This window comes from Halopseudomonas sabulinigri (genome assembly GCF_900105255.1).
Lineage (GTDB): Bacteria > Pseudomonadota > Gammaproteobacteria > Pseudomonadales > Pseudomonadaceae > Halopseudomonas > Halopseudomonas sabulinigri.
This window is the reverse complement of sequence record NZ_LT629763.1, coordinates 850,990-871,225: the sequence shown is the minus strand read 5'-3', so window position 1 is coordinate 871,225 and position 20,236 is coordinate 850,990. Positions and strand designations below refer to the sequence as shown.

At 60.2% G+C, this 20,236-nt stretch carries 17 protein-coding genes; 9 read left to right on the top strand and 8 right to left on the bottom strand.

Annotated features, from left to right (window positions below):
• Positions 1 to 18 precede the first annotated feature (18 nt).
• Positions 19 to 639, top strand: a complete 621-nt coding sequence (locus BLU26_RS03815; RefSeq protein ID WP_092284014.1) for a TetR/AcrR family transcriptional regulator — start codon at positions 19 to 21, stop codon at positions 637 to 639.
• 15 nt (positions 640 to 654) lie between these two features.
• Here the strand turns inward: BLU26_RS03815 and BLU26_RS03810 are convergent, their stop codons facing one another.
• The gene (locus BLU26_RS03810) at positions 655 to 1,191 is read right to left on the bottom strand and encodes an ankyrin repeat domain-containing protein (protein ID WP_092284012.1); all 537 of its coding nucleotides are present in this window, start codon (positions 1,189 to 1,191) and stop codon (positions 655 to 657) included.
• 235 nt (positions 1,192 to 1,426) lie between these two features.
• On the opposite strand from BLU26_RS03810, the gene BLU26_RS03805 reads away from it, so the two are divergent.
• Positions 1,427 to 2,623 carry a multidrug effflux MFS transporter gene (locus BLU26_RS03805; protein WP_092284010.1) on the top strand — a complete coding sequence of 399 codons (1,197 nt, stop codon included), beginning with the start codon at positions 1,427 to 1,429 and terminating at the stop codon, positions 2,621 to 2,623.
• Between the two features lie 61 nt (positions 2,624 to 2,684).
• On the opposite strand, the gene fabB is transcribed toward BLU26_RS03805, so the two are convergent.
• From fabB to BLU26_RS03775, 6 genes are all read right to left on the bottom strand, one after another.
• Positions 2,685 to 3,902: a beta-ketoacyl-ACP synthase I gene (fabB, locus tag BLU26_RS03800; RefSeq protein WP_092284008.1), complete on the bottom strand. Its 1,218-nt coding sequence runs from the start codon at positions 3,900 to 3,902 to the stop codon at positions 2,685 to 2,687.
• Between the two features lie 11 nt (positions 3,903 to 3,913).
• The gene (gene fabA / locus BLU26_RS03795) at positions 3,914 to 4,429 is read right to left on the bottom strand and encodes a 3-hydroxyacyl-[acyl-carrier-protein] dehydratase FabA (RefSeq protein WP_092284006.1); all 516 of its coding nucleotides are present in this window, start codon (positions 4,427 to 4,429) and stop codon (positions 3,914 to 3,916) included.
• A gap of 383 nt (positions 4,430 to 4,812) precedes the next feature.
• On the bottom strand, positions 4,813 to 6,366 hold the full coding sequence (locus BLU26_RS03790) for a class I adenylate-forming enzyme family protein (RefSeq protein ID WP_092284004.1): 1,554 nt from the start codon (positions 6,364 to 6,366) through the stop codon (positions 4,813 to 4,815).
• A gap of 176 nt (positions 6,367 to 6,542) precedes the next feature.
• Positions 6,543 to 8,468 carry an ATP-binding protein gene (locus tag BLU26_RS03785; protein ID WP_092284002.1) on the bottom strand — a complete coding sequence of 642 codons (1,926 nt, stop codon included), beginning with the start codon at positions 8,466 to 8,468 and terminating at the stop codon, positions 6,543 to 6,545.
• Positions 8,465 to 9,343, bottom strand: coding sequence for a hypothetical protein (locus BLU26_RS03780; RefSeq protein ID WP_092284000.1), 879 nt, complete (start codon positions 9,341 to 9,343; stop codon positions 8,465 to 8,467). The genes BLU26_RS03785 and BLU26_RS03780 overlap by 4 nt, the downstream gene beginning before the upstream one ends.
• 102 nt (positions 9,344 to 9,445) lie before the next feature.
• Entirely contained in the window at positions 9,446 to 11,632 is a 2,187-nt protein-coding gene (locus BLU26_RS03775; RefSeq protein ID WP_092283998.1) for a TonB-dependent receptor plug domain-containing protein, read from the bottom strand.
• A gap of 131 nt (positions 11,633 to 11,763) precedes the next feature.
• Here BLU26_RS03775 and BLU26_RS03770 point away from each other — a divergent pair, with 131 nt between their 5' ends.
• The 7 genes from BLU26_RS03770 to BLU26_RS03740 all read left to right on the top strand — a co-directional run bounded on the left by BLU26_RS03770 (position 11,764) and on the right by BLU26_RS03740 (position 17,802).
• The gene (locus BLU26_RS03770; RefSeq protein WP_092283996.1) at positions 11,764 to 12,804 is read left to right on the top strand and encodes an NAD(P)H-dependent glycerol-3-phosphate dehydrogenase; all 1,041 of its coding nucleotides are present in this window, start codon (positions 11,764 to 11,766) and stop codon (positions 12,802 to 12,804) included.
• Positions 12,805 to 12,811: 7 nt separating this feature from the next.
• Positions 12,812 to 13,138 (top strand): DUF4389 domain-containing protein, encoded by a 327-nt coding sequence (locus BLU26_RS03765; protein WP_092283994.1) that lies wholly within the window; start codon positions 12,812 to 12,814, stop codon positions 13,136 to 13,138.
• On the top strand, positions 13,135 to 13,605 hold the full coding sequence (gene sixA, locus BLU26_RS03760; protein WP_092283992.1) for a phosphohistidine phosphatase SixA: 471 nt from the start codon (positions 13,135 to 13,137) through the stop codon (positions 13,603 to 13,605). The genes BLU26_RS03765 and sixA overlap by 4 nt, the downstream gene beginning before the upstream one ends.
• A gap of 200 nt (positions 13,606 to 13,805) precedes the next feature.
• Entirely contained in the window at positions 13,806 to 15,488 is a 1,683-nt protein-coding gene (locus BLU26_RS03755; RefSeq protein ID WP_092283990.1) for an AMP-binding protein, read from the top strand.
• Positions 15,485 to 15,916 carry a hotdog fold thioesterase gene (locus tag BLU26_RS03750; protein ID WP_092283988.1) on the top strand — a complete coding sequence of 144 codons (432 nt, stop codon included), beginning with the start codon at positions 15,485 to 15,487 and terminating at the stop codon, positions 15,914 to 15,916. The genes BLU26_RS03755 and BLU26_RS03750 overlap by 4 nt, the downstream gene beginning before the upstream one ends.
• A 106-nt stretch (positions 15,917 to 16,022) precedes the next feature.
• Positions 16,023 to 16,907 carry an alpha/beta fold hydrolase gene (locus BLU26_RS03745; protein WP_092283986.1) on the top strand — a complete coding sequence of 295 codons (885 nt, stop codon included), beginning with the start codon at positions 16,023 to 16,025 and terminating at the stop codon, positions 16,905 to 16,907.
• A 58-nt stretch (positions 16,908 to 16,965) separates the two neighbouring features.
• Entirely contained in the window at positions 16,966 to 17,802 is an 837-nt protein-coding gene (locus BLU26_RS03740) for a DUF4892 domain-containing protein (RefSeq protein ID WP_157719293.1), read from the top strand.
• Between the two features lie 10 nt (positions 17,803 to 17,812).
• Here BLU26_RS03740 and BLU26_RS03735 read toward each other — a convergent pair whose 3' ends face one another.
• Positions 17,813 to 20,230: a penicillin acylase family protein gene (locus BLU26_RS03735; protein WP_157719292.1), complete on the bottom strand. Its 2,418-nt coding sequence runs from the start codon at positions 20,228 to 20,230 to the stop codon at positions 17,813 to 17,815.
• Positions 20,231 to 20,236: the final 6 nt, after the last annotated feature.

Here is a 20,236-nt window from a genome sequence, read left to right as displayed (position 1 = left end):
ATTGTCAGAATTTATCGCATGAATACTCCAACTACTGCCAAACGACGTTATCGCGGCTCTGCAGTCGAAGAGCGCAAAGCGCTGCGCCGTCAGCAATTGATAGATGCGGCCATAGAGGTTTATGGCCGTAATGGCTATCGCCACTCGGGCGTCAAGCAAGTGTGTGATGCCGCTGGTCTGACCCAACGCTATTTCTATGAGTCGTTCTCGCACAGTGATGAACTGCTGATCGCCTGCTATGAGCAAGCCGCAGAGCAGCTGCGCGAGAACAATGCCGCGGTAGCGGAGGCGGCCGGTCCTAACCCAGTTGACCGCAGCATGGCGATGTTGCGGGCCTATTTTCAGTCACTGAAGGATCACCCGCTGATCGCACGCTTGCTGCTGATCGAGATTCGCGGCATCAGCCCGGCGGTTGATCGCGCAATCGACAAGGCGCTACACGCGGCCAATAACGATATGGCCCGCCTGTTGGTAAAGCCCGGGCACGAGGGTGAGCCGGTCGATGAACTGTTGCACGCCGGGATCATGGGCGGGGTGATTCACATTGCCCTGCACTGGATGGCGACGGGTTACCGCAAGCCGGTGGAAGAGGTTGCCGCCACCGCGTTCAAACTGGGTGGCGCTTTACTCGAGGGTTGAGCCGCGGCCGCTGTATCAGGCGTGCTCAAGCCGCGCGGTGAGATAGGCAACAGCTGCGCTGGCACCCATGGCGTTGGCGTAATCCAGTGCAGTGCGTTGCGCGTCGTCCTGAGCTCTCGGGTTGGCGCCGGCGGCCAGCAGCAGATCGAGCATGTCGGTGCGATCAAACATGGCTGCATACATCAGCGGGGTCTTGCCGCCGTCGGGCCGGCCGTCCACCGCCGCGCCGTGCTCCAGCAGTAGCTTTACCAATTGCGCATCGCCCTTGAAGACGACGCCGGCCAGCGGTGTTTGCGCACGCCCATTCGCCAGCTCCGGATCGGCGCCGCGCTCCAGCAGCAGGCGGCTGGCTGCTTCATGGCCGTGATAACTGGCCAGCATCAACAGGCTGTCGCCGTTACTGGTCAGAATGTCGACCGGCAGGCCGGCGTCGAGCAAGGGTGCCAGGGCTTCGGCATCGCCGTTGCGTGCGAGATCGAAGACCTTTTCGGCAAAGGCCAGTGCTTCGTCATTCAGTTCGGGATTGTTGCTGCTGTGCGTAGGCTCGCTCATGCAAACTCCTGGGCAGAATTGAGTTGAAGTTCGGCTGCTGGCTATGGGCGGCCGCGGCGCTATATGGCTTTCAGACTCATTGTGGCAACAATCTGTTCCCCCGCAGTGCAGGGGTTTTCTGGCATCATGCGCAATCGATATCTAAGCTGATCTCGTTCCTTTCTTTTCACTGGTGCTACGCACCAGATAGCTGCTGTGTCACCAGGCGTGGCGTGCGGCTCTGATGGATACCTGAATGCCTTTCTATATTTTGCTCATTCTTGGCGCGCTGAGCGCCTTCGGCCCGTTGGCCATTGATATGTATCTGCCGGCGTTCCCGGCCATTGGCGCAGCGCTGAGCGCGGACGCTGAGCAGGTGCAACTGAGTCTGTCTGTCTACTTCCTCGGTCTGGCCAGTGGTCAGTTGCTGTATGGCCCGCTGGCGGACCGGTTTGGCCGCCGCAAGCCCTTGCTGGTCGGCGTCTTGCTGTTCTGTCTGGCGTCCTTCGCCTGCGCCATGGCACCTACGCTCGAGTGGCTGCTGACAGCGCGTTTTGTCCAGGCGCTGGGTGGTTGCGCGGGCATGGTGGTCACCCGCGCGGTGGTGCGCGACCTGTGTGCTCCGATTGATGCTGCCAAGGCCTTCTCTCAGCTGATGCTGATCATGGGGGTAGCGCCGATCCTCGCGCCCCTGCTGGGCGGGGCTATGCTCAAGGTGGCGGGTTGGCCCTCGATATTCTGGTTTCTGACCGCCTTCTCTGCGCTCTTTGCACTGGCGGTCTACTTCTTCCTGCCGGAGACCTTGCCAGATAATGTGCCCGCATCAAAGCTGAGCAGCGCGCTGGGGCGCTACCTTGGTTTGCTGCGCGAGCCGGTGTTCATGTTCCACTCACTGACCGGCGGCGTGGCGATGGCCGGGATGTTTGCCTACATCGCCGGCTCGCCCTATATCTTCATCGAGCTGTACGGTCTGAGCGTGGATCATTACGCCTGGCTGTTCGGCACCAACGCGGCGGGATTTATTCTTTTTGCCCAGTTCAATAGCCGCCTGTTGCGCCGGCACACGCCACTGAATCTGCTCAAGGGCACTACGGCGGTTTATCTCGCCGCGACGGCCTCGCTGCTGCTGGTAGCCTTGTCGCATTCGCCCAGCATCTGGTTGTTCCTGCCGCCGCTGTTTTGCAGCGTAGCGGTGATTTCGCTGGTGATTCCCAACGCCTCGGCCTGTGCGCTGGCCGGTCATGGGCATCAGGCCGGAGTGGCCTCGGCGTTGATGGGGACCATGCAATTCGCGATTGCCGGTCCGACCTCCGCCGCTGTGGGTTGGCTGCACGATGGCAGCAATGTGCCCATGGCTTTGGTGATGGCCAGCTGTGGCCTGGTGACGGTCATCATGGCGCTGTTGGCGCGGCGTGCTTCAGCGAATGCGCCGCAGCCCAGCTGGTCATCCTGATCGGTCGTGCGCAGGTAATAAAAAACGCCGCAGATGCGGCGTTTTTTATTACTGCCTGAAATCAGGCAGCGTTCCAGCGCTTCATGATCAGTGTGGCGTTGGTGCCGCCAAAGCCGAAGCTGTTGGACATCACCAGATCAACCGCCTGGTCCAGGCGTTCACGCAGAATTGGCAGATCGCCGGCGTTTTCGTCCAGCTCTTCAATGTTGGCCGAGGCCACCAGGAAGTTGTCCCGCAGCATCAGCAGGCAGTAAATCGCCTCCTGCACACCGGCAGCGCCCAGCGAGTGACCCGAGAGGCTCTTGGTGGAGCTGATCTTGGGCGCCTTGTCGCCAAACACTTCACGGATTGCCTTGAGTTCGGCGACATCGCCCACCGGCGTTGAAGTACCGTGGGTGTTGAGATACTCGATGGCACCGTCAACGGTCGCGAGCGCCTGCTGCATGCAGCGCACTGCGCCTTCACCACTCGGGGCGACCATGTCGTAACCGTCGGAGGTAGCACCGTAACCGACCACTTCACCGTAAATCTTGGCACCACGCGCCAACGCGTGTTCCAGCTCTTCGACCACGACCATGCCGCCGCCGCCAGCGATGACAAAGCCGTCACGCTTGCTGTCGTAGGCGCGCGAAGCTTTTTCCGGAGTCTCGTTGTACTGGGTGGAGAGAGCGCCCATGGCATCGAACAGCATGGTCTGAGACCAGTGCTCTTCTTCGCCGCCGCCGGCAAATACGATGTCCTGTTTGCCCAGCTGAATCAGCTCTGCAGCGTGACCAATACAATGGGCACTGGTGGCGCAGGCAGAAGAAATCGAGTAGTTCACACCCTTGATCTTGAACGGTGTGGCCAGGCAGGCGGACACGGTGCTGCCCATGGTGCGGGGCACACGGTATGGCCCGATCTTCTTGACGCCTTTCTCGCGCAGAATGTCGATGGCTTCCATCTGGTTCAACGTGGAGGCGCCGCCGCTGCCGGCCACCAGGCCGGTGCGCACGTTGCTGACCTGCTCGTCGCTCAGGCCGGCGTCAGCGATAGCCTGTTGCATGGACAGGTAGGCATAGGCTGCGGCATCGCCCATGAAGCGCTTGACCTTGCGGTCGATCGCGGCTTCAAGGTCAATATCGACGGAGCCGGAAACGTGGCTGCGCAGGCCCATTTCTGCGTACGAGGGGTTGAAGCGAATGCCTGGCTTGCCGGCCTTGAGGCTGGCGGCCACGCTTTCCAGATCTTGGCCAAGGCAGGAAACAATGCCCATGCCGGTAATCACGACGCGACGCATAGTGATGATCCTCAGAAGCTGTCGGTAGAAGTAAACAGACCTACGCGCAGACCTTCGGCGCTGTAGATCTCGCGGCCATCAACAGCCATGCTGCCGTCGGCAATACCGAGGGTCAGGGCGCGGTTGATGGTACGTTTGATGTGAATCGTGTAAGTGACTTTCTTGGCGGTGGGTAGTACCTGGCCAAAGAACTTGACCTCGCCGGAGCCCAGCGCGCGGCCACGGCCTTCGTAGCCCAGCCAGCCAAGGTGAAAGCCAACCAGCTGCCACATGGCGTCGAGGCCCAGACAACCCGGCATGACGGGGTCGCCTTCAAAATGACAGGCAAAGAACCAGAGATCAGGAGTGATATCCAGCTCGGCGACAATCTCGCCCTTGCCGTATTTGCCGCCGGTCTGGCTGATGTGCACGATGCGATCCATCATCAGCATGTTGGGGGCGGGGAGTTGTGCGTTACCGGGGCCAAACATTTCGCCACGGCTGCATTTGAGCAGCTCTTCCCGGGAATACGCATTTTGTTGTGTCATAGAGGCTCCTGCTCTTCCCCTGAATAGTGGGGCGCTGTTAATTCGGCTTGACCTGATTTTCAGGCAACATCTGAAAAAGCGCGCTGTGAGAAGCCAACAGTAGTAGATCCTGTGTTAAGAAATTGCTTTATTTGTATGAAATAAAAGAAATTTCAATCAGGACTCTTGTTCTTTTGCTCTCATGTTGCAGCGTTTTCAGATGCTTCCTGGCGCTATCGGGCCAGCGTAAGGTCAGACTGCTCGCCTGACGATAAAGTCACAACTGTCGCTCTTAACTGTGCAACGAGGCGTTGAGGATACCCGCGATGGCCCCCGAGGACAAAGGTTCTGTGTCCTCGGGGTGGCGCGTCAATACCGCGCAGGCAGGATGTGGCGGGTACCAATCAGGCAAGGACACCGAACTCGGCCTGGAACTGATCGCGCAGCTCGCGCTTCAACACCTTGCCAATGGCGCTGCGTGGCAGCTCGTCGGTGATGATTACGCGGTTCAGCCGCTGGGTCTTGCCCACACGCTCGTTGAACCACGCCTGCACCGCCTCGGCGCTGACCTGAACACCGGGCTTGGCTACCACATAGCCGACCGGGGTTTCGCCCCAACTGGTGGAGGCGACGCCGACGACGGTGACGTCCTGCAGGTCGCTGTGCTGGCGCAGCTCGGCTTCTAGGTCACTGGGATAGATATTGAAGCCACCGCTGATGATCATGTCTTTCTTGCGATCCATCAGGGTCAGAAAGCCTTCTTCGTCAAAACGGCCCACGTCGCCGGTGCGGATAAAGCGCTTGCCGGTACTGTCATACCATTCGGCTTCGGCGGTTTTTTCCGGCTTGTTGAGGTAGCCGGTCATCATGGCAGGAGAGTTGCCTACCACTTCGCCGATCTCACCCCGGGGCAGTTCCACGCCATCTTCATCAATTACGCGCATATCGTGCCCCTCTGAGGGCATGCCCACAGTACCCAGTTTGGTCGGATGCAAGTGGGCCGGCAGAATGCAGGATCCGCCGCCTTCCGTCATACCGTAGAACTCGACCAGGCCACCCGGCCAGCGCTGCAGAATGTCCGCCTTGAGCGCGGCGTGGAAGGGCGCGCTGGTGCTGAACTTCATGATGAAGCTGGAGAGGTCGTAGCTGTCGAAATCCTCGCGCGCCATGATGCGCTGATACTGCACCGGCACCAGCATGGTGTGAGTTACCTTGTGCTGCTCGGCCAGGGCCAGATAGCGCGCGGCGTCAAACTTCGCCATCAATACCACGGTGCCACCGAGACCCAGCGTGGGCAGGAAGGACACCAGGGTGGTGTTGGAGTACAGCGGGGTGGAGATCAGTGTGCGACTGTCTGGCCCATAGCTGAACACCAGCGCTCGCTGGATGTGTGCCCAACGCATGCCGTGCGACTGCACGATACCCTTGGGCTCGCCGGTGGTGCCCGATGAATAGATGATGTTGAACACGTGCTCCGGCGCGAGGGTGACGGCTGCCGGCGTGCCCTTGGCCAGCCAGCTGCTGAAACCCGGCTCGCCGGTGCTGTCGTCCAGGCTGTATAGCGGGGCGCTGATGCGCTCGCGCACGCCGCTGATGGCATCACGCACGGCGGCGTCGACGAAGAACAGTTTGGCGGCCGAGTCGGCCAGCATGCCAAGCAGGCTTTCCGGTGTGGATGAGGGCGCCAGTGGAGCAACCACCGCACCGGCACGCAACGCGCCGACAAAGAGCACCGAATAGTTGATCGAGTTGGCGGCACACACGGCAACGGCTTCACCCGGTTTTACCCCGTCACGTTGCAGGGCAGCAGCGACTTGGTCGGCCTGCGCGTCCAGCTCGCGGTAATTAAGGCTCTCGCTCTCCTGCATCAGGGCAGGGTGGTCGCCACGCTCGCGGGCGTGCTGGGCGATCAGCTCGGGAAGGGTGCTGTAAGGGGTTTCCAGGGTGATAGTTGGCATTGTTTTACGCTCGCATAACTGGACCGGGACAGGCCCCGCATCACCGTGCCCACTGCGCTGCAGTGGCGGATGTGACCGGGGCTGAAAAAAACGAGCCCTAGTGTCGCGATATTGGGCAGCTGAATCCAGCGTCTACCGTCGTTGCCGCAAAGCAGAATGGTACTGGATCAACCTGATCAATGATCTGCGGTTTGCATCCAGCGGTTCAATGCCTTGAGTAACGCCTGGCGGCTGATGGGTTTGCTGAGAAAATCCTGCATGCCCGCTTCTTCGCTGTGCCGCCGGTCCATGTCGAAAGCGCTGGCCGTCAGCGCGATACACGGGATAGGAGCGCGTAGTTGCGCGCTGCATAGCTCGTGGTAACGGCGGCAGACGGCCAGGCCGTCGGTATCGGGCAGATGTATGTCCATCAGAATGACGGCATAACGGTCCGGCTGGTGGGCCAGCAGTTGCAGTGCCTGTTCTCCAGTGCCCGCGATCTCGACGGTCATGCCGAAGCTGTGCAGCATGCCTTCAATTACCATCTGATTGACCGGGTTGTCCTCGACCAACAGCAGCGGCTTGTCATTGCGGCGGCCCTGTATGGGTTGCGCTTCATCCTGCTGCGGACGCTGGTTATCCCCGATCTCAAGCGGAATGGTGAAGGTGAAGCGTGAGCCCTGGCCTTCGGTGCTGCGGGCAATCAGCTCACCGCCCATTTTCTGCACAAAGGTGCGCGCGATTGATAACCCCAGCCCGGTGCCGCCGAAGCGGCGTGAGGTGCTGGAATCGGCCTGCTGGAATGCATCGAACATGCTTTCCAGGCGCTCCGGGGCTATACCGATGCCGGTGTCGGAGACCTCGCATTCGAACCACAGACGGTCGCTGCCGGAGAGGTGCCAGTTGGCAACCACGGTGACGTTACCCTCTTCAGTGAACTTGAGCGCATTGCCGATTAGGTTGACCAGAATCTGACGAATCCGCGTGGGGTCGCCCAATACCTCGGACCATTGCCGGTCACCGTGCAGGCGCGTTATCAACTGCAGGCCCTTTTGCCGAGCGGTGTGTTCAAACACATTCACCGACGAGCTGATCAGCTGCGGCAGGTTGAAGGGGATTTTTTCCAGCTCCAGGGCTCCACGTTCAATGCGCGAGAAGTCGAGAATGTCGTTGATCACCTTGAGCAGGTGGTCGGTGGACTCGCCGGCGATATGCACATACTCGCTCTGTTCGCTGCTCAACTCGGTGGTCTCCAGCAGCTGCAGCATACCGAGCACGCCGTTCATGGGGGTGCGCAGTTCGTGGCTCATCATGGCCAGGAACTCGGATTTGGCGCGGTTGGCGGCCTCGGCCTCCTCGCGCGCGCTGACCAACTGTTGCATCGCCTGCTGCTGCTGCTGGCTGGAGCGCTCAAGGGTGGCGGCGAGGCTGTTGATATTGCTCATCAACTGGCCGATCTCATGTTGATCGTCGACCTCCAGCCGGGTACTCAACTGGCCTTCCTGCAACTTGTGTACTGCGATGCCCATGCGTGCCATGGGGTTGGCCAGTGCGCGGGCCAGGCGTATGGCCAGAAACAGCGTGGCGACCAGCACCAGGGTTGCCAGCCCCAGGGTTTTCATCAGGATGACGCGCTGCCGCTCAACGAAGGCCTCGTTGCTCAGGCCGACGTGTACCTGCCCCAGATACCGCAGCTCACCCTCGTCATCTGCGGCGGCCGGCGCATCAAGCAGGAAAAGCTCGTTTTGTAGCGGAATCCGCTGGCGCATGATGTCGGCGACGAACACCTGTAATCCCGGACCGGTCTCAATGTCGTCCTTGCTGAGCATCAGCAGGGGCAGGCCGGCGTTGTCGAAGACCTGTACGTAGCGCACATGCGGCATGTTCAGGGCGCCCTGGACCAGACTTTCCAGCGTGCGCAGGTTGCCGCTGATCACGCCGTATTCCGCCGCCGGTGCCAACTGGTCGGCAATCAACTGACCGGTCAGCTGCAGTTCACGGTTGACGTCATCCAAGCGTTCGCTGGTCAGGAAGGTAAAGCCCACGACCCCCATGAGCAGTACGGGCAAGGTGGCAATGAGGATCAGCCGGCTGAATATGGTGCCGTGTTGCAGAAAACTCATGGTGTTTGCTCCAGCTCGGCCAACTCGCGGCCAAGCTTTGCGTCATCAGGGACAGGCAGGCCCAGCGAGCGCGCTACCTGGGCATTGCTGAGTACAGAGAAGTAGGCGGGGTAGGAGAGGCCGCCGCCAGGCGCCTCAATCTCGAGCAATCGGGCGACACTGCGCGCCATATCCTGCGGACTGCTGTAAGTAGTACTGAGGCTGCCCGCCTCTATAAAAGGCGCGCTGGGGCCGATCAGGACCTTGCTGCGCGAGTAGCTGGTCAGCAGGATGGTTTTCAAATTGTCCGCGTTGTATATGGCAGGGTCGTCGGTGCCCATCAGTACGTCGGTATCACCCAAAAGTTGCTGTAATGCGCGAATCAGATTTTTAGACGCAGTGACGGTAATCGATTCGCCTGTTAGCGGGGTGTTGGCGAGTGCTTCTTCCCACTCCAACCTCAGGCCTGACTGATGCTCGCTGTAGAGTAATCCAGCCTTGCGTGCCCTGGGCAGTAGCAGCCTGGCTAGGCGCAGTTGCCGTTCTGGCTTTGGGTTGGCCAGTACAATGCGCTGGTAGCTGGGGAGAGGGGCTTCTGGAAGTGCGGCCCGATTTACATAGGTGGCAATGCTGGGTGTCTGCGCTGGCGAGGCGAGGCGCCATTTGAGTCTTTCGCTACCCAGGGTGATGATGGCATCGAAGCCCGTTGTTGCTGGTTCGTCACTGTTTGACACCTGAATGGTGTCCTGCGGCAGCGCAGCGTGCAACGCCGTAGTGAAGTCCGTTATCAACGGGCTCTTGGTGTTTGGGGTGACCACCAGGATTTCGCGCGCAACGCTCAAGCCCGGCACCAGGGCCAGCCATAGCAAAAGCAGCAAACTACCGAGGAATCTCATGCTGCGAGAGATTCCTGCTGTGCATTATCCATCATCACGCGACGTTCCATGTCAGAACCTTGAATTACCAGCGGCCATCAACTGTTAGTGGTATCGGCAGGCTCAAAAGTTTAGTTCAGCGCTCAAATAATAGTGGTTTCGGCTGTCGTACAGGTTCTCGCTCCAGGTCAGCGCCTCATCGTCCAGGCGATGCTGAACTACCAGTGCCAGATTCAACTGGCTGGCCTGGCCGATATCAAAGTCCTTTGCCAGGCGCAGGTCCAGACGCTCGAAACGGCGCTCGTTCAGTTGATCTGCACCGTAATAGATAACGCTGCTCTCGATCTGGGCGGGCCATGAATGCAGCCAGGCGGCACTGCCGGAGTTGCGGGCAGTCAGACGTTGGTCCAGCTCGCTGGAGGCCTCAAAATCCACGTAGGCGTAGGTCACCCGGAAGCGATCCGCGTAGGTGGCACGCCAGTCTATCTGCGCTTCTGCACCCTCAAACTCGGCGGACGATTCGTTGTTGGGGTAGAAGTCAGTGATCTTCAATGGCTCGCTGTCCATCTCCGTAATACGTTCCTGAAATACGCGCAGGTCAAGCGCCAGGCCATATTGATGGAAAGTGCCGTTGTAACCTACCTCGCGCGAGCGCATTTTTTCAGGACCCAGGTTGCCTGGGCCCACCGCCGTTACATAGTAGGTTTGCGGGCTGCTCACGGGGCCAGACAAGTTCTTAACCTGGTAGGTCCAGTTCACGTTGTTTTCGTACATGTCAGGAGTGCGTACGGCTTCTGAGTAGACGAAGCGAATGCTGTGCAGTGGGGCCAGAAAGTAATGCATGGCGAGGCGTGGCGAGAAGGCGTCGCCCACCAGTTCGGAGTCTTCATACATGCCGCCCAGTTGGAACAGCCAGTTCTGATGTGGGCGATACTCGGCATTGCCGAATACTTGCACGATGCCATTGTCAATGGCACCGCCGAAGTAGGTTTCTGACTTTGCTCGATCCTGGCGGTAACTGGCGCCGCTGACAAATCGCAGTTGCTCGTTCAACCGTAGGGTGTCCTGTACTTCGAGGTGGTAGCGGCTCTCGCGTATGTTCTGATTGATGTCGAAGCAGGCGGGCTCGCTGTCAACATACTGCAGGCGCTCCTGTTGAATCGCCTCGCCCAGATCACCGAGATAATCGTAGTACTCGCCGTACATGAATCGTTCCATGTACTCGCGCAGCGTCACGCCGTAATTGTGGGTCAGGTAGCGGCTGACTCGGCGAGCGCCCAGTGGACTGAGATCTGACAGCTCTTTTAACGTCGGTGAGAAGGCCAGCGGGCTATCACACGCGCGCCACTCACTGAGACGTTCGGTGTGCTGGGCATAGGCTAATACCTGCAAGCTGTGATCAGGTGTCAGGTCGGTTTTCCACAGCGCTTGAGCGGCGTAATCGCTGCCGCGAATGTCTGAGTTGGGCTGCCATTCATCAATAAGGTCGTCGAACTGCCCAAGCCGTGTTGCGCCTGATCCTAAAAACGGGCTGTAGTCGTAGTAGCCCTGTCGGCTGGTTTCACTGGCAGCCAATTGCCATTCAAGGGTGTTGTTCGCATCGATCTGGAAAGCACTGCTCAGGTTGACGCGGTTCAGCCGTTTGCCGTCGCGATACTCTTGGCCGGGCTCTTCGTAAATATCAAAACCGTCATCCTGCATGCCCGACAATGTCAACCTGGTCTGGCTGTTGTCGGTGTTGAAGCCTTGACGCGCCACCCAGTCACTGACGCCCCGCGTACCTTTGGTGACTTTGAGGCTGGTGCCCAGAGTCTCGCGCGGATGCCGGGTAATGATATTGATCACCCCCATCAGCGCATTGGCGCCGTAGGCGGCCGTGTTGGGGCCACGGAACACTTCAATGCGATCAATGTCTTCGATGGCGACGGGGATCTCCGCCCAATCCACGGTGGCGAACCCGGGGCGATACACCGAGCGGCCGTCGACCAGTACCTGCAGGCGCCTGGCCTCGGTGACGTTGGTGCCGTGGTAGTTGACGTTGATCTGATTACCCCGCCGGTAACCGATCATCATGCCGGGCACCAGGCGCAGTATCTCGGGAATGTCGCGCGCACCGCTGGCGCGGATCAACTGCCGATCCAGCACTGTCATGCTGCCGGGCACTTCCGCCGGTGCTTGCTTGAGGCGGGTTGCACTGAGGACGGTCGGCAATTCGAGGTCATCAAGCAACGGATCCGTTGTCGCCTGCAAGGTAAGTGGCAGGCTCAGAGCAGCGAAGCCCGCCAGGGCGGTGATGCGATTGGTAAACATGTGATGGCACTTTGTAGCTATTTTTCTTGGGCCTCCATATTAACGGTCGCAACAGGTTTTTCCACTGCTCAATCGCTGTTATCGTCGGGCAAGCTTATACTTGGCCGGGAAAACCTGATTAAGGATCTTGCATGACCGATTCCAAAGCGGCTGTCTGCGTATTAGGCGGAGGCAGTTTCGGTACTACGCTGGCCAATTTGATGGCTTGCGAGGGACAGAACGTTACTCTCTGGTTGCGTGACCAGGATGTGGCCGACCACATTCGCACCCAGCACGAAAATCCGCGCTATCTGCCGGGCTACAAGCTAGACGCTCGGCTGCAGGTGTCTACCGACATTGAAGCCACCATTGCCGCGGCCGATCTGGTGTTTCTGGCCATCCCCAGTGGCGCCTTTCGCAGTGTGCTGCAGGAGGTTGGCCCAAGTCTGGCCGGCAAGCAGGTGGTCAGCACCACCAAGGGGATAGAGCAGCCGGGCTTTCTGATGATGAGCCAGATCGTCGAGCAGGAGGCCCCGCAAGCCAAGGTGGCGGTGCTGTCCGGCCCCAATCTGGCGAAGGAAATGGCCGCTGGCGAGCTGACTGCTACGGTGATTGCCAGCGAGGACGAAGCGCTGTGCAATGCTGTACAAGACGTGCTCGGCAGTAAAAATTTGCGCGTTTATGCCAGCCAGGACCGCTATGGTGTCGAACTGGGCGGCGCGTTGAAGAACGTCTACGCCATCATCTCCGGCATGGCGGTCGCGCTCGGTATGGGCGAAAACACCAAAAGCATGCTGATTACCCGCGCATTGGCGGAAATGACGCGCTTTGCCGTGCACATGGGGGCCAATCCGCTGACCTTTCTGGGGCTGGCGGGGGTTGGTGATCTGATCGTGACCTGCATGTCGCCGCAGTCGCGCAACTTTCGGGTTGGCCATGCGCTGGGCAAAGGCGAAACCCTGGAAGAGGGCGTCGCGCGCTTGGGCCAAGTTGCCGAGGGCGTCAATACGCTCAAGACACTCAAGCAGAAGGCCGACGAGGAGGGCGTTTACATGCCGCTGGTGGCCGGTTTGCACGCCATTGTGTTTGAGCAGCAGCCGCTGGGGCAGGTGATCGGCAAGTTGATGTCGGCAGAACAGAAACACGATGTCGAATTTTCCGCGTTCATGAGCTGCACGCCGATCAAGGAGTAATGAGTCAATGTCTGCATTGAAGACTTCCCTGTGCTCAGCCGATTTCTGGCTGCGCCTGCTGTACACCTTTCTGTTCATGCTCGCTTGGCAGGTAGTCGAAATTCTGCTGGCGCTGCTGGTGGTCATTCAGATTTTGGCGCGGCTCTTTACCGGCAGCGCCAATCAGGATGCCGTGGTTTGGGGTGAGGGCTTGTCGGTTTACGCCTGCCAGATCGGTCGTTACGTCACCATGGCCAGCGAGCAGAAGCCCTGGCCGTTTATCGAGTGGCCGCAGCCGGCTGCGCAAGCCGCTGACGTATCCAAGCCAGCCGAGCCAACTGAGCCAAAGGCATGAGACTCTGGATACTGCGCCATGGTCAGGCGGCGACGCAGGCGGCCAGTGACGCAGAGCGCCCGCTGACGCCAGCGGGCGAAGCCGAAGTGCAGGCAATGAGTGCGCTCCTGGCGAATCAGCCGCTGGATGCAATTCTCGCCAGCCCCTATCGCCGGGCGCAGCAGACTGCCGCCGTGATGCGCAGCGCCATCGGCTTTACTCATGATGTGGCAACCGCACCCTGGCTGACGCCGGATGATGATCCGGGAGAGGTGCTGCGTTTTTTATCGGAGCGCAGCGAGCAGCAGTTGTTGCTGGTCTCGCATCAACCTTTGGTCAGCCAGTTGGTCAGCCTGCTGGTGGAGGGCAATCGCGCTTCACACTATCCCATGCCGACGGCGGCACTGGCCTGCATTGACCTTGATTTCGTGGCCGCCGGGCTGGGTACCCTGGTCGCCCTGCGGGTACCTGCTGATTTGGCTGGCTGAGCCGGGCGCTGCGTTACGCCAGTGCGAATCAGGCAGTTCATCAACTGACCGAGTTATCCGGTGACCTGGTCCGCAAGCTGCGCGTTAGGGCCTTGTGGTGGGTCCGTGGCTTGGGATAGTGTTCACTCAAACGGGTGAGCACCGCGCGATCAGCGCAATCATTCCAACAATAATAATATCCAGCAGCACGAGGGCACAGTATGGGCGCCTTGGCCAAAACGCCGGTAACGGCTCTTGATGCATTTTTGCGTCAGGAAAGCCTGCAGGCAGACAGAACCTATCTGATTCAGCCGATGCCCGATGGGCAGGTGGTTGAACTGAGCTGGCGCCAGGTGGGTGATCAGGCGCGGCGCATGGCCAGTTACCTGCAATCGCTGGGCTTTCCGGCGGGCAGCCAGATTGGCCTGTTATCGAAAAACTGCGCGCACTGGATAATCGCCGACCTGGCTATCTGGATGGCCGGTCATGTATCTGTTCCGCTGTATCCCAACCAGACCGCCGATACCATCAGGCAAGTGCTTGAGCACGCTGACGCCTGTGCCGTCTTTATTGGCAAACTCGACGATTGGTCGCACATGCGCGCTGGCGTACCGCAGGATATGCCCTGGATCGGGTTGCCGCTGGCGCCGGACGATGCCGACATCAAATCCTGGGCTGCGCTGCTGGAGACCAACGAGCCTCTGCAGGACTTGAGCCTGCCAGTGGCCGATCAGCTGGCCACTCTGGTATACACCTCAGGCACCACTGGCATACCCAAGGGCGTGATGCTCAGCTTTGGCAGCATGTACCTTGCCGCCAGCAATGGCTTGCGGCTATTCAACATCAGCGCGCAGGACCGGCTGTTGTCCTATCTGCCATTGAGTCATGTGGCCGAGCGGCAGTTTGTCGAGATTGCCTCGCTGCTGTCTGGTCAGCAGATCTATTTCGTCAATAGTGTTGCCACCTTTTTTGATGATGCGCGCCGCGCCAGACCCACTGTGTTCTTTGCTGCGCCGCGGGTGTGGGAAAACTTCAAGCAATACGCCGAGCGTAGACACGGCTCAGCCTGGGCGCGCTTGCAGCTGCGCCTGCCGTTGCTTAGAGAACGCAAGGCACGTCAGGTGCTGGCCGACCTGGGCCTGGATCAGGTGCGCTACGCGGTCTGCGGCGCGGCGCGGCTTAGTCCTGGCTTGAGTAGTTGGTTCGCCGAGCGCGGCCTGTTGATCGTCGAGGCCTATGGCATGACGGAAAACTGCGGCTACTCGCACCTAGGCCGACCGGCGAAAATCAAGGCAGGATACATCGGTCTGCCGAATCCCGGCGTTGAATGCCGTTTAACCGCACAGGGCGAAGTGCTGGTGCGCAGCCGCGCCGCAATGCTGGGCTATTACAAGGACCCGGTACGTACCGCCGAAGTGCTGGACGACGACGGGTTTTTGCATACCGGTGACCTCGGCGAAATTGACCAGGAAGGCTTTCTGCGCCTCACCGGGCGTGCCAAGGATATTTTCAAGACCTCGAAGGGGCGCTACGTAACGCCGGTGCCGATAGAAGCGCTGTTGCTCGATAGCCCGTTGATCGAAGATGCCTGCGTGGTCGGTCACGACCTGCCGCAACCGCTGGCGCTGGTACGCTTGTGCGCTGAGGCCGAGGGTGCCCCAGACGCGTTGAACCGGCAGCTTGATGCCTTGCTGCAGGAGGTCAACGCCAGGCTGCAGCGCAGCGAGCAATTGGGTTGCCTGGTGGTGATCAGTGACGAATGGAATGTCGAAACCGGCTTCCGTACGCCCAACCTCAAACTCAAACGCAACGTGGTCGAGGCAAGCTATCAGGGCCAGGTGCATCTGTGGCTAGTCTCGGGCAATACCGTTGTTTGGCAACAGGACACAAAGGAAAACGCATGAGTGCAATCTGGTTTGGCAAGGTCGATCTGGACGCCATGAACGCCCCGGCAGACAACATCAATACGCTGCTGGACGTACGCCTGGAAGATCATGGCGATGACTGGATTACCGCCAGCATGCCGGTCGACAAGCGCACGCATCAGCCCTACGGCATTCTGCATGGCGGCGCCTCGGTTGTGCTGGCGGAATCCCTGGGTAGCATTGCCTCGTATCTGTGTATCGACAGCAGCCGTTTCTACTGCGTGGGGCTGGAAGTCAACGCCAATCACCTCAAAGCGGTAAAAAGCGGGCGGGTGACTGCAATCGCCAAGCCCGTGCACCTGGGCCGCACGACCCATGTTTGGGATATTCGTCTCAGTAACGATGCCGGTGCGCTGACCTGTATTGCTCGCTTGACCATGGCCGTGGTGCCGCTGAAAGCGGAATAAGGCCTGATCTATGCTGCTGCATTCATGGTTGCAAGCTTGATTGCTGCTGTGTGGCAGAGTCTTTAAGTTGGCGGAGTAAATCACGCTCAGGACCAACGGATAACCGATGACAACAACCAGCCGCGAAGTGCGTTTCTCTCTGCCCTCCCTTGAAGTTGCCGGTAAGGTCTGGGGGGAACCCGGTGGCGTACCGGTGATCGGGTTGCACGGCTGGCTCGACAACGCGGCTACATTCGACCGCTTGGCCCCGGCGTTGCAAGGCGTGCATCTGGTTGCCCTGGATCTCGCCGGGCACGGCTTGTCGGACCATCTGCCAATGGCCGGCTACAGTCTGTGGCAGCAGGCCTCCATCGTGCTGCAAGTGGCAGAAGAGCTGGGCTGGGACCGCTTTGCACTGCTCGGCCACTCCATGGGGGCGATCATCAGCGGCGTGTTGGCCGGCTCGCTGCCGGAGCGCATTCTCGGCGCCGCGATGATCGACGGGCTGATGCCCTTTACCTCAGAGGCCGACGATGCACCCAAGCAGATGGCGCGCTTTTTCAAGTCCAGCCTGGCCGTGGGCAACAAGCGTAAGCCGGTGTACGACAGCGTAGAGAAGGCGGTGTCGGCGCGCGTGCTGGGCGGTACTACACCGATTTCACGCGATGCGGTCAGCTGCCTGGTCGAGCGCGGGCTGATGCCGGATCACGGCGGCTGGACCTGGCGCACCGACCCGCAATTGATGCTGCCCTCGGCGCTGCGCTTCACCAATCACCACGCGGTGTCCTTCATTGAGGCTATCGAAGCACCGACCATGCTGGTGCTGGCCAATCAGGGTGTGATGCATAAACATCCGCAGGTACTCGACCGCATCGAGCGCTTCAAGCACATCCAGTTACACAAAATGGACGGTGGTCATCACCTGCATCTGGAGGAGCAGGCGCCCGCTGTTGCGGCGCTGTTGAATGATTTTTATGCCGCACTGCCGGCCAGGGACGTCAGCCCGGCCTGACCGCAATGCGGCAAACCGGGTATGCTGTGGGTTAGCTCTTTGCTGCCCAAGGAAAGCCATGTTTTTGCGCCGTACCACCCCGATCGGATGGGCCGTTGCCGCCTTGCTGCTGAGTACCGCCAGCCAGGCCGACGAGGCCTTTGAACAGTCGCTCAGCATCACCCCCTTTGCCCAAGTCAGCACGGTCCAGCAAGATCGCGTAAAGGGCGCCGAATACCAATTCATCATCGGCAGCATTCGTCGCATCAACAATCAACTGCGCGCGGAGCGTGAGGTGCGCGCCAGCGGCGAACTGCTGCGCGCCACCTGGCAACTGAATGACGGCTATGCGCCGGACGAGGCCTTCCGCGATGCCTTGCAGCAGCTCACCGAGCAGCCGCATACGCTGCTCTACGCCTGCGAGGGTCGCGAGTGCGGCAGCAGTAGCCTGTGGGCCAATCAGGTGTTTGGCAACGCCCAGCTCTATGGCCCTGAGGAAGACCAGCGTTATCTTGCCCTGCGCCTGGATGGCGAGGCGCAACAGTTCATCGCGCTGTATTCCATCACCCGGGGCAATAAGCGCAGCTATCTGCACATGGATCAGTTCAGCCCCAGCCCGGTAGTCACCCAGGCGCTGTATCCAACGCCCACCACCTTGCTCAAGGTACTCAAGCGTGAGGGTCAGCTGCTGTTGCCCACGCTCGATCTGCAGCACCCTGAAGCGGCGCCCACGGCAGAGTGGGTCAGGCTGCTGGTGCGGATGCTGCGGACCGATTCGTTGCTGCGGGTCAGCATCGATGGCGCTGACGCCCCCGCACTGGTGCAGGCGCTCAAGGAGGGTGGTATTCGCGATCAGCGCTTGAGTGTTGGCGAGCCGCAGCCGGAGCAGGGCGTGCGGATCACCCGGATTCGCTGAGCCGGGTGGCTCAGCGTTTGCGCTCGGGGCGGATCAGTAGCTGATCGGGCAGCGCCTGAATCGACAGCCAGTCGAACAACTGCGTGCGGTAGCGGCCCTCGTTGTACATCTCTGCCTGATCCAGCGCATGCATGTCCAGCGGGTTGCCGGACTGCCCCAGCGGATTGATACCCAGCGTGGCATTCACATCGGCCAGGTCGATCAGGCGCCGCGTAGAAGGGCCTGATTTGACCTGATAGCGCGGCTCGCCAATGTTGTACGCCATGTTGTTCAACGTCTCGTTACCGCCGTTGACGGCGACCGGTTCAGTGTTCAGGTAACGACCAAAGGGAATGCGATCTGCCAGGGCGTGCTGGTGCTGCAAGCTGGCTAGGCGCGACCACTGCCATTGTTCCGGCTGATCGCCAAGGTCGGCCACCAGGCCTTCCACGGCCTTGATCCAGGCGTGGGTGATTGCCGCCTGACGGCCATCCAGGCTGGGCTGCTGGCGGTTGTCCCACCAGGGTGAGGTGGGCTTCCAGTACAGCTGCGTCAGGGTCTTGCTGGCCAGATAGGTATTGCGGAAAAAGGCGTAGCGGTCTCCCAGTTCATCGGCAAACAGCGCCACGCTCAACTCGTCGCGCCAGCGCTGAAAAATACTCGCGCCAACGCTGTCCTGCTGATAGCGGCCGTCCCATTGCTCCAGCAATTGCGCCGCCTTGGCTGCCGGGGCGTGCAGCTCACTGCTGAACAGGTTGTAATCCAGCAGGGGCAGGGCATCTTGCACCATAGCCAGGGCCTGCGGGCGCTGGTCGTCCAGCTGCATGGCCTTGAAGCGGGACAGGTCGAAGGTCTCTTCCTCCTGCAACAGTTCGCTCAGCCGCTGGGCCCGCTCAGTCGGTGCGTAGTAACCCGGTAGGCTGCGGCGCACGTTCTTTTCCGGGTACGGGTTGTTGGTGCTGAACAGGTAGCCGTCACGCGGGTTGATGATGCGCGGATTGTTCTCAAAGGGTTGATAGCCCAGAAACTCGTCGCGCCCGGAGCTGCCATTGAGCAGCGCAAAACCGTTGCTGCTGGTGGGCCAGCGCTTGAGTTTGCCGATGGCCCACATGGCAATGTTGTCGTCGGTATCGGCGTAGATCAGGTTCAGCCCCGGTGCGCTGTGGGCCGCTGCCGCGGTCTCAAACTCTGCCATGTTCTGTGCGCGGGTAAAGCCGTAGAAGGCCTTGGCAGAATCGTTCTCGGGGTCGAGGAAGGTCCAGAACAGGCTGACCGGCTGCCGTTCCAGGCTGCCCGGCAGGTCGTTGATTACCGGGCCGTGGCGAGTGCTGCGGGTTTTGATCAGGCGGTCTTCCTGGCCGCGGACTTTGATGACCTCTTCATGCAGGGCGAAGTCTTCCCAGTGATCACTCGCCCAGACCTGGTTGGGGTCTTCCGGGTTGATGCGCTCGCGGTAGAAGTCGATATCGTCGTTCATCAGCATGGTCAGGCCCCAGGCGTGATGTCGCGTCTGGCCCAGCAGCGGGAAGGGTATGCCGGCCAGAAAATGCCCGTACACCTCGTTCTCCGGCGTGCGCAGATGGGCTTCATACCACACGGCCGGTACGGCGAACCCTATGTGCGGGTCGTTGGCTAACAGGGGGGCGCCGCTGGCGCTCTTGCTACCGTTGACGGCCCAGGCGTTGCTGCCGATGAACTGACCGACCGGAAAGTCCTTTTCAATCGCCGAGATCTGCTCCAGCATGGGTTTGAGCAGCTCTATGTAGGGCTGCCCGGAGGAGCGGGCGGGCGGGAGTTGATCTGGCCAACTGGGTACCAGGTCCTTATAGTGGCGCTCGCTCAGAGTGCCGCGAATATGGTCCACCAGCACATCGGTCTTGAAGGCTTCGGCGAACGAGTAGGCCATGTAGCCCATGATCTGGGCGATGTCTTCGGTGGTGAAGTAATCCGACTTGGCCATCAGCAGGCGGTATTCCAGCGGCCGGCCGCCGTGGTCGATGTACTGATTGATACCGTCCTGATAGGCGTGCAGCAGCTTCACATGGGGGCTGTTGGCTTCGGCTTCCAGGCGTTCGGCGTAGGCGCGGGCAAAGCGGTTGATGCCCAGGGTGCGGAAGAAACGGTCGGTCGCGAAGGATTCAGCGCCAAACAGCTCCGACAGTCGGCCGCCGCCCACGCGGCGCAGCATGTCCATCTGGAACAGGCGATCCTGGGCATGCACGTAACCCAGAGCGCGGTAGGCGTCTTCTTCGTTTTGTGCGTCGATATGCGGTACGCCCCAGGCGTCGTAATGCACCGAGACGCGGCTTTGCAGGTTGCCCAGGCGCAGCTCACCGCTGCGTTTGGCTTCGGCAGTATGCAGTATCCAGACGCCCAACAGGGCTATGAGGGTCAGCAGCAAAGCGATGAAGACGAATGCTTTTAAAGGTAAGGAAAGACGCTTGATCACGGGGTG

Excerpts from the sequence above, each read along its gene's own strand:
- BLU26_RS03745 (WP_092283986.1), top strand. The coding sequence starts at position 16,023 with ATGACAACAACCAGCCGCGAAGTGCGTTTCTCTCTGCCCTCCCTTGAA.
- BLU26_RS03785 (WP_092284002.1), bottom strand. The coding sequence starts at position 8,468 with ATGAGTTTTCTGCAACACGGCACCATATTCAGCCGGCTGATCCTCATT.
- fabA (WP_092284006.1), bottom strand. The coding sequence starts at position 4,429 with ATGACACAACAAAATGCGTATTCCCGGGAAGAGCTGCTCAAATGCAGC.
- BLU26_RS03750 (WP_092283988.1), top strand. The coding sequence starts at position 15,485 with ATGAGTGCAATCTGGTTTGGCAAGGTCGATCTGGACGCCATGAACGCC.
- BLU26_RS03775 (WP_092283998.1), bottom strand. The coding sequence starts at position 11,632 with ATGTTTACCAATCGCATCACCGCCCTGGCGGGCTTCGCTGCTCTGAGC.
- BLU26_RS03805 (WP_092284010.1), top strand. The coding sequence starts at position 1,427 with ATGCCTTTCTATATTTTGCTCATTCTTGGCGCGCTGAGCGCCTTCGGC.
- BLU26_RS03815 (WP_092284014.1), top strand. The coding sequence starts at position 19 with ATGAATACTCCAACTACTGCCAAACGACGTTATCGCGGCTCTGCAGTC.
- BLU26_RS03740 (WP_157719293.1), top strand. The coding sequence starts at position 16,966 with ATGTTTTTGCGCCGTACCACCCCGATCGGATGGGCCGTTGCCGCCTTG.
- BLU26_RS03810 (WP_092284012.1), bottom strand. The coding sequence starts at position 1,191 with ATGAGCGAGCCTACGCACAGCAGCAACAATCCCGAACTGAATGACGAA.
- BLU26_RS03780 (WP_092284000.1), bottom strand. The coding sequence starts at position 9,343 with ATGAGATTCCTCGGTAGTTTGCTGCTTTTGCTATGGCTGGCCCTGGTG.
- BLU26_RS03790 (WP_092284004.1), bottom strand. The coding sequence starts at position 6,366 with ATGCCAACTATCACCCTGGAAACCCCTTACAGCACCCTTCCCGAGCTG.
- fabB (WP_092284008.1), bottom strand. The coding sequence starts at position 3,902 with ATGCGTCGCGTCGTGATTACCGGCATGGGCATTGTTTCCTGCCTTGGC.
- sixA (WP_092283992.1), top strand. The coding sequence starts at position 13,135 with ATGAGACTCTGGATACTGCGCCATGGTCAGGCGGCGACGCAGGCGGCC.
- BLU26_RS03770 (WP_092283996.1), top strand. The coding sequence starts at position 11,764 with ATGACCGATTCCAAAGCGGCTGTCTGCGTATTAGGCGGAGGCAGTTTC.
- BLU26_RS03755 (WP_092283990.1), top strand. The coding sequence starts at position 13,806 with ATGGGCGCCTTGGCCAAAACGCCGGTAACGGCTCTTGATGCATTTTTG.
- BLU26_RS03765 (WP_092283994.1), top strand. The coding sequence starts at position 12,812 with ATGTCTGCATTGAAGACTTCCCTGTGCTCAGCCGATTTCTGGCTGCGC.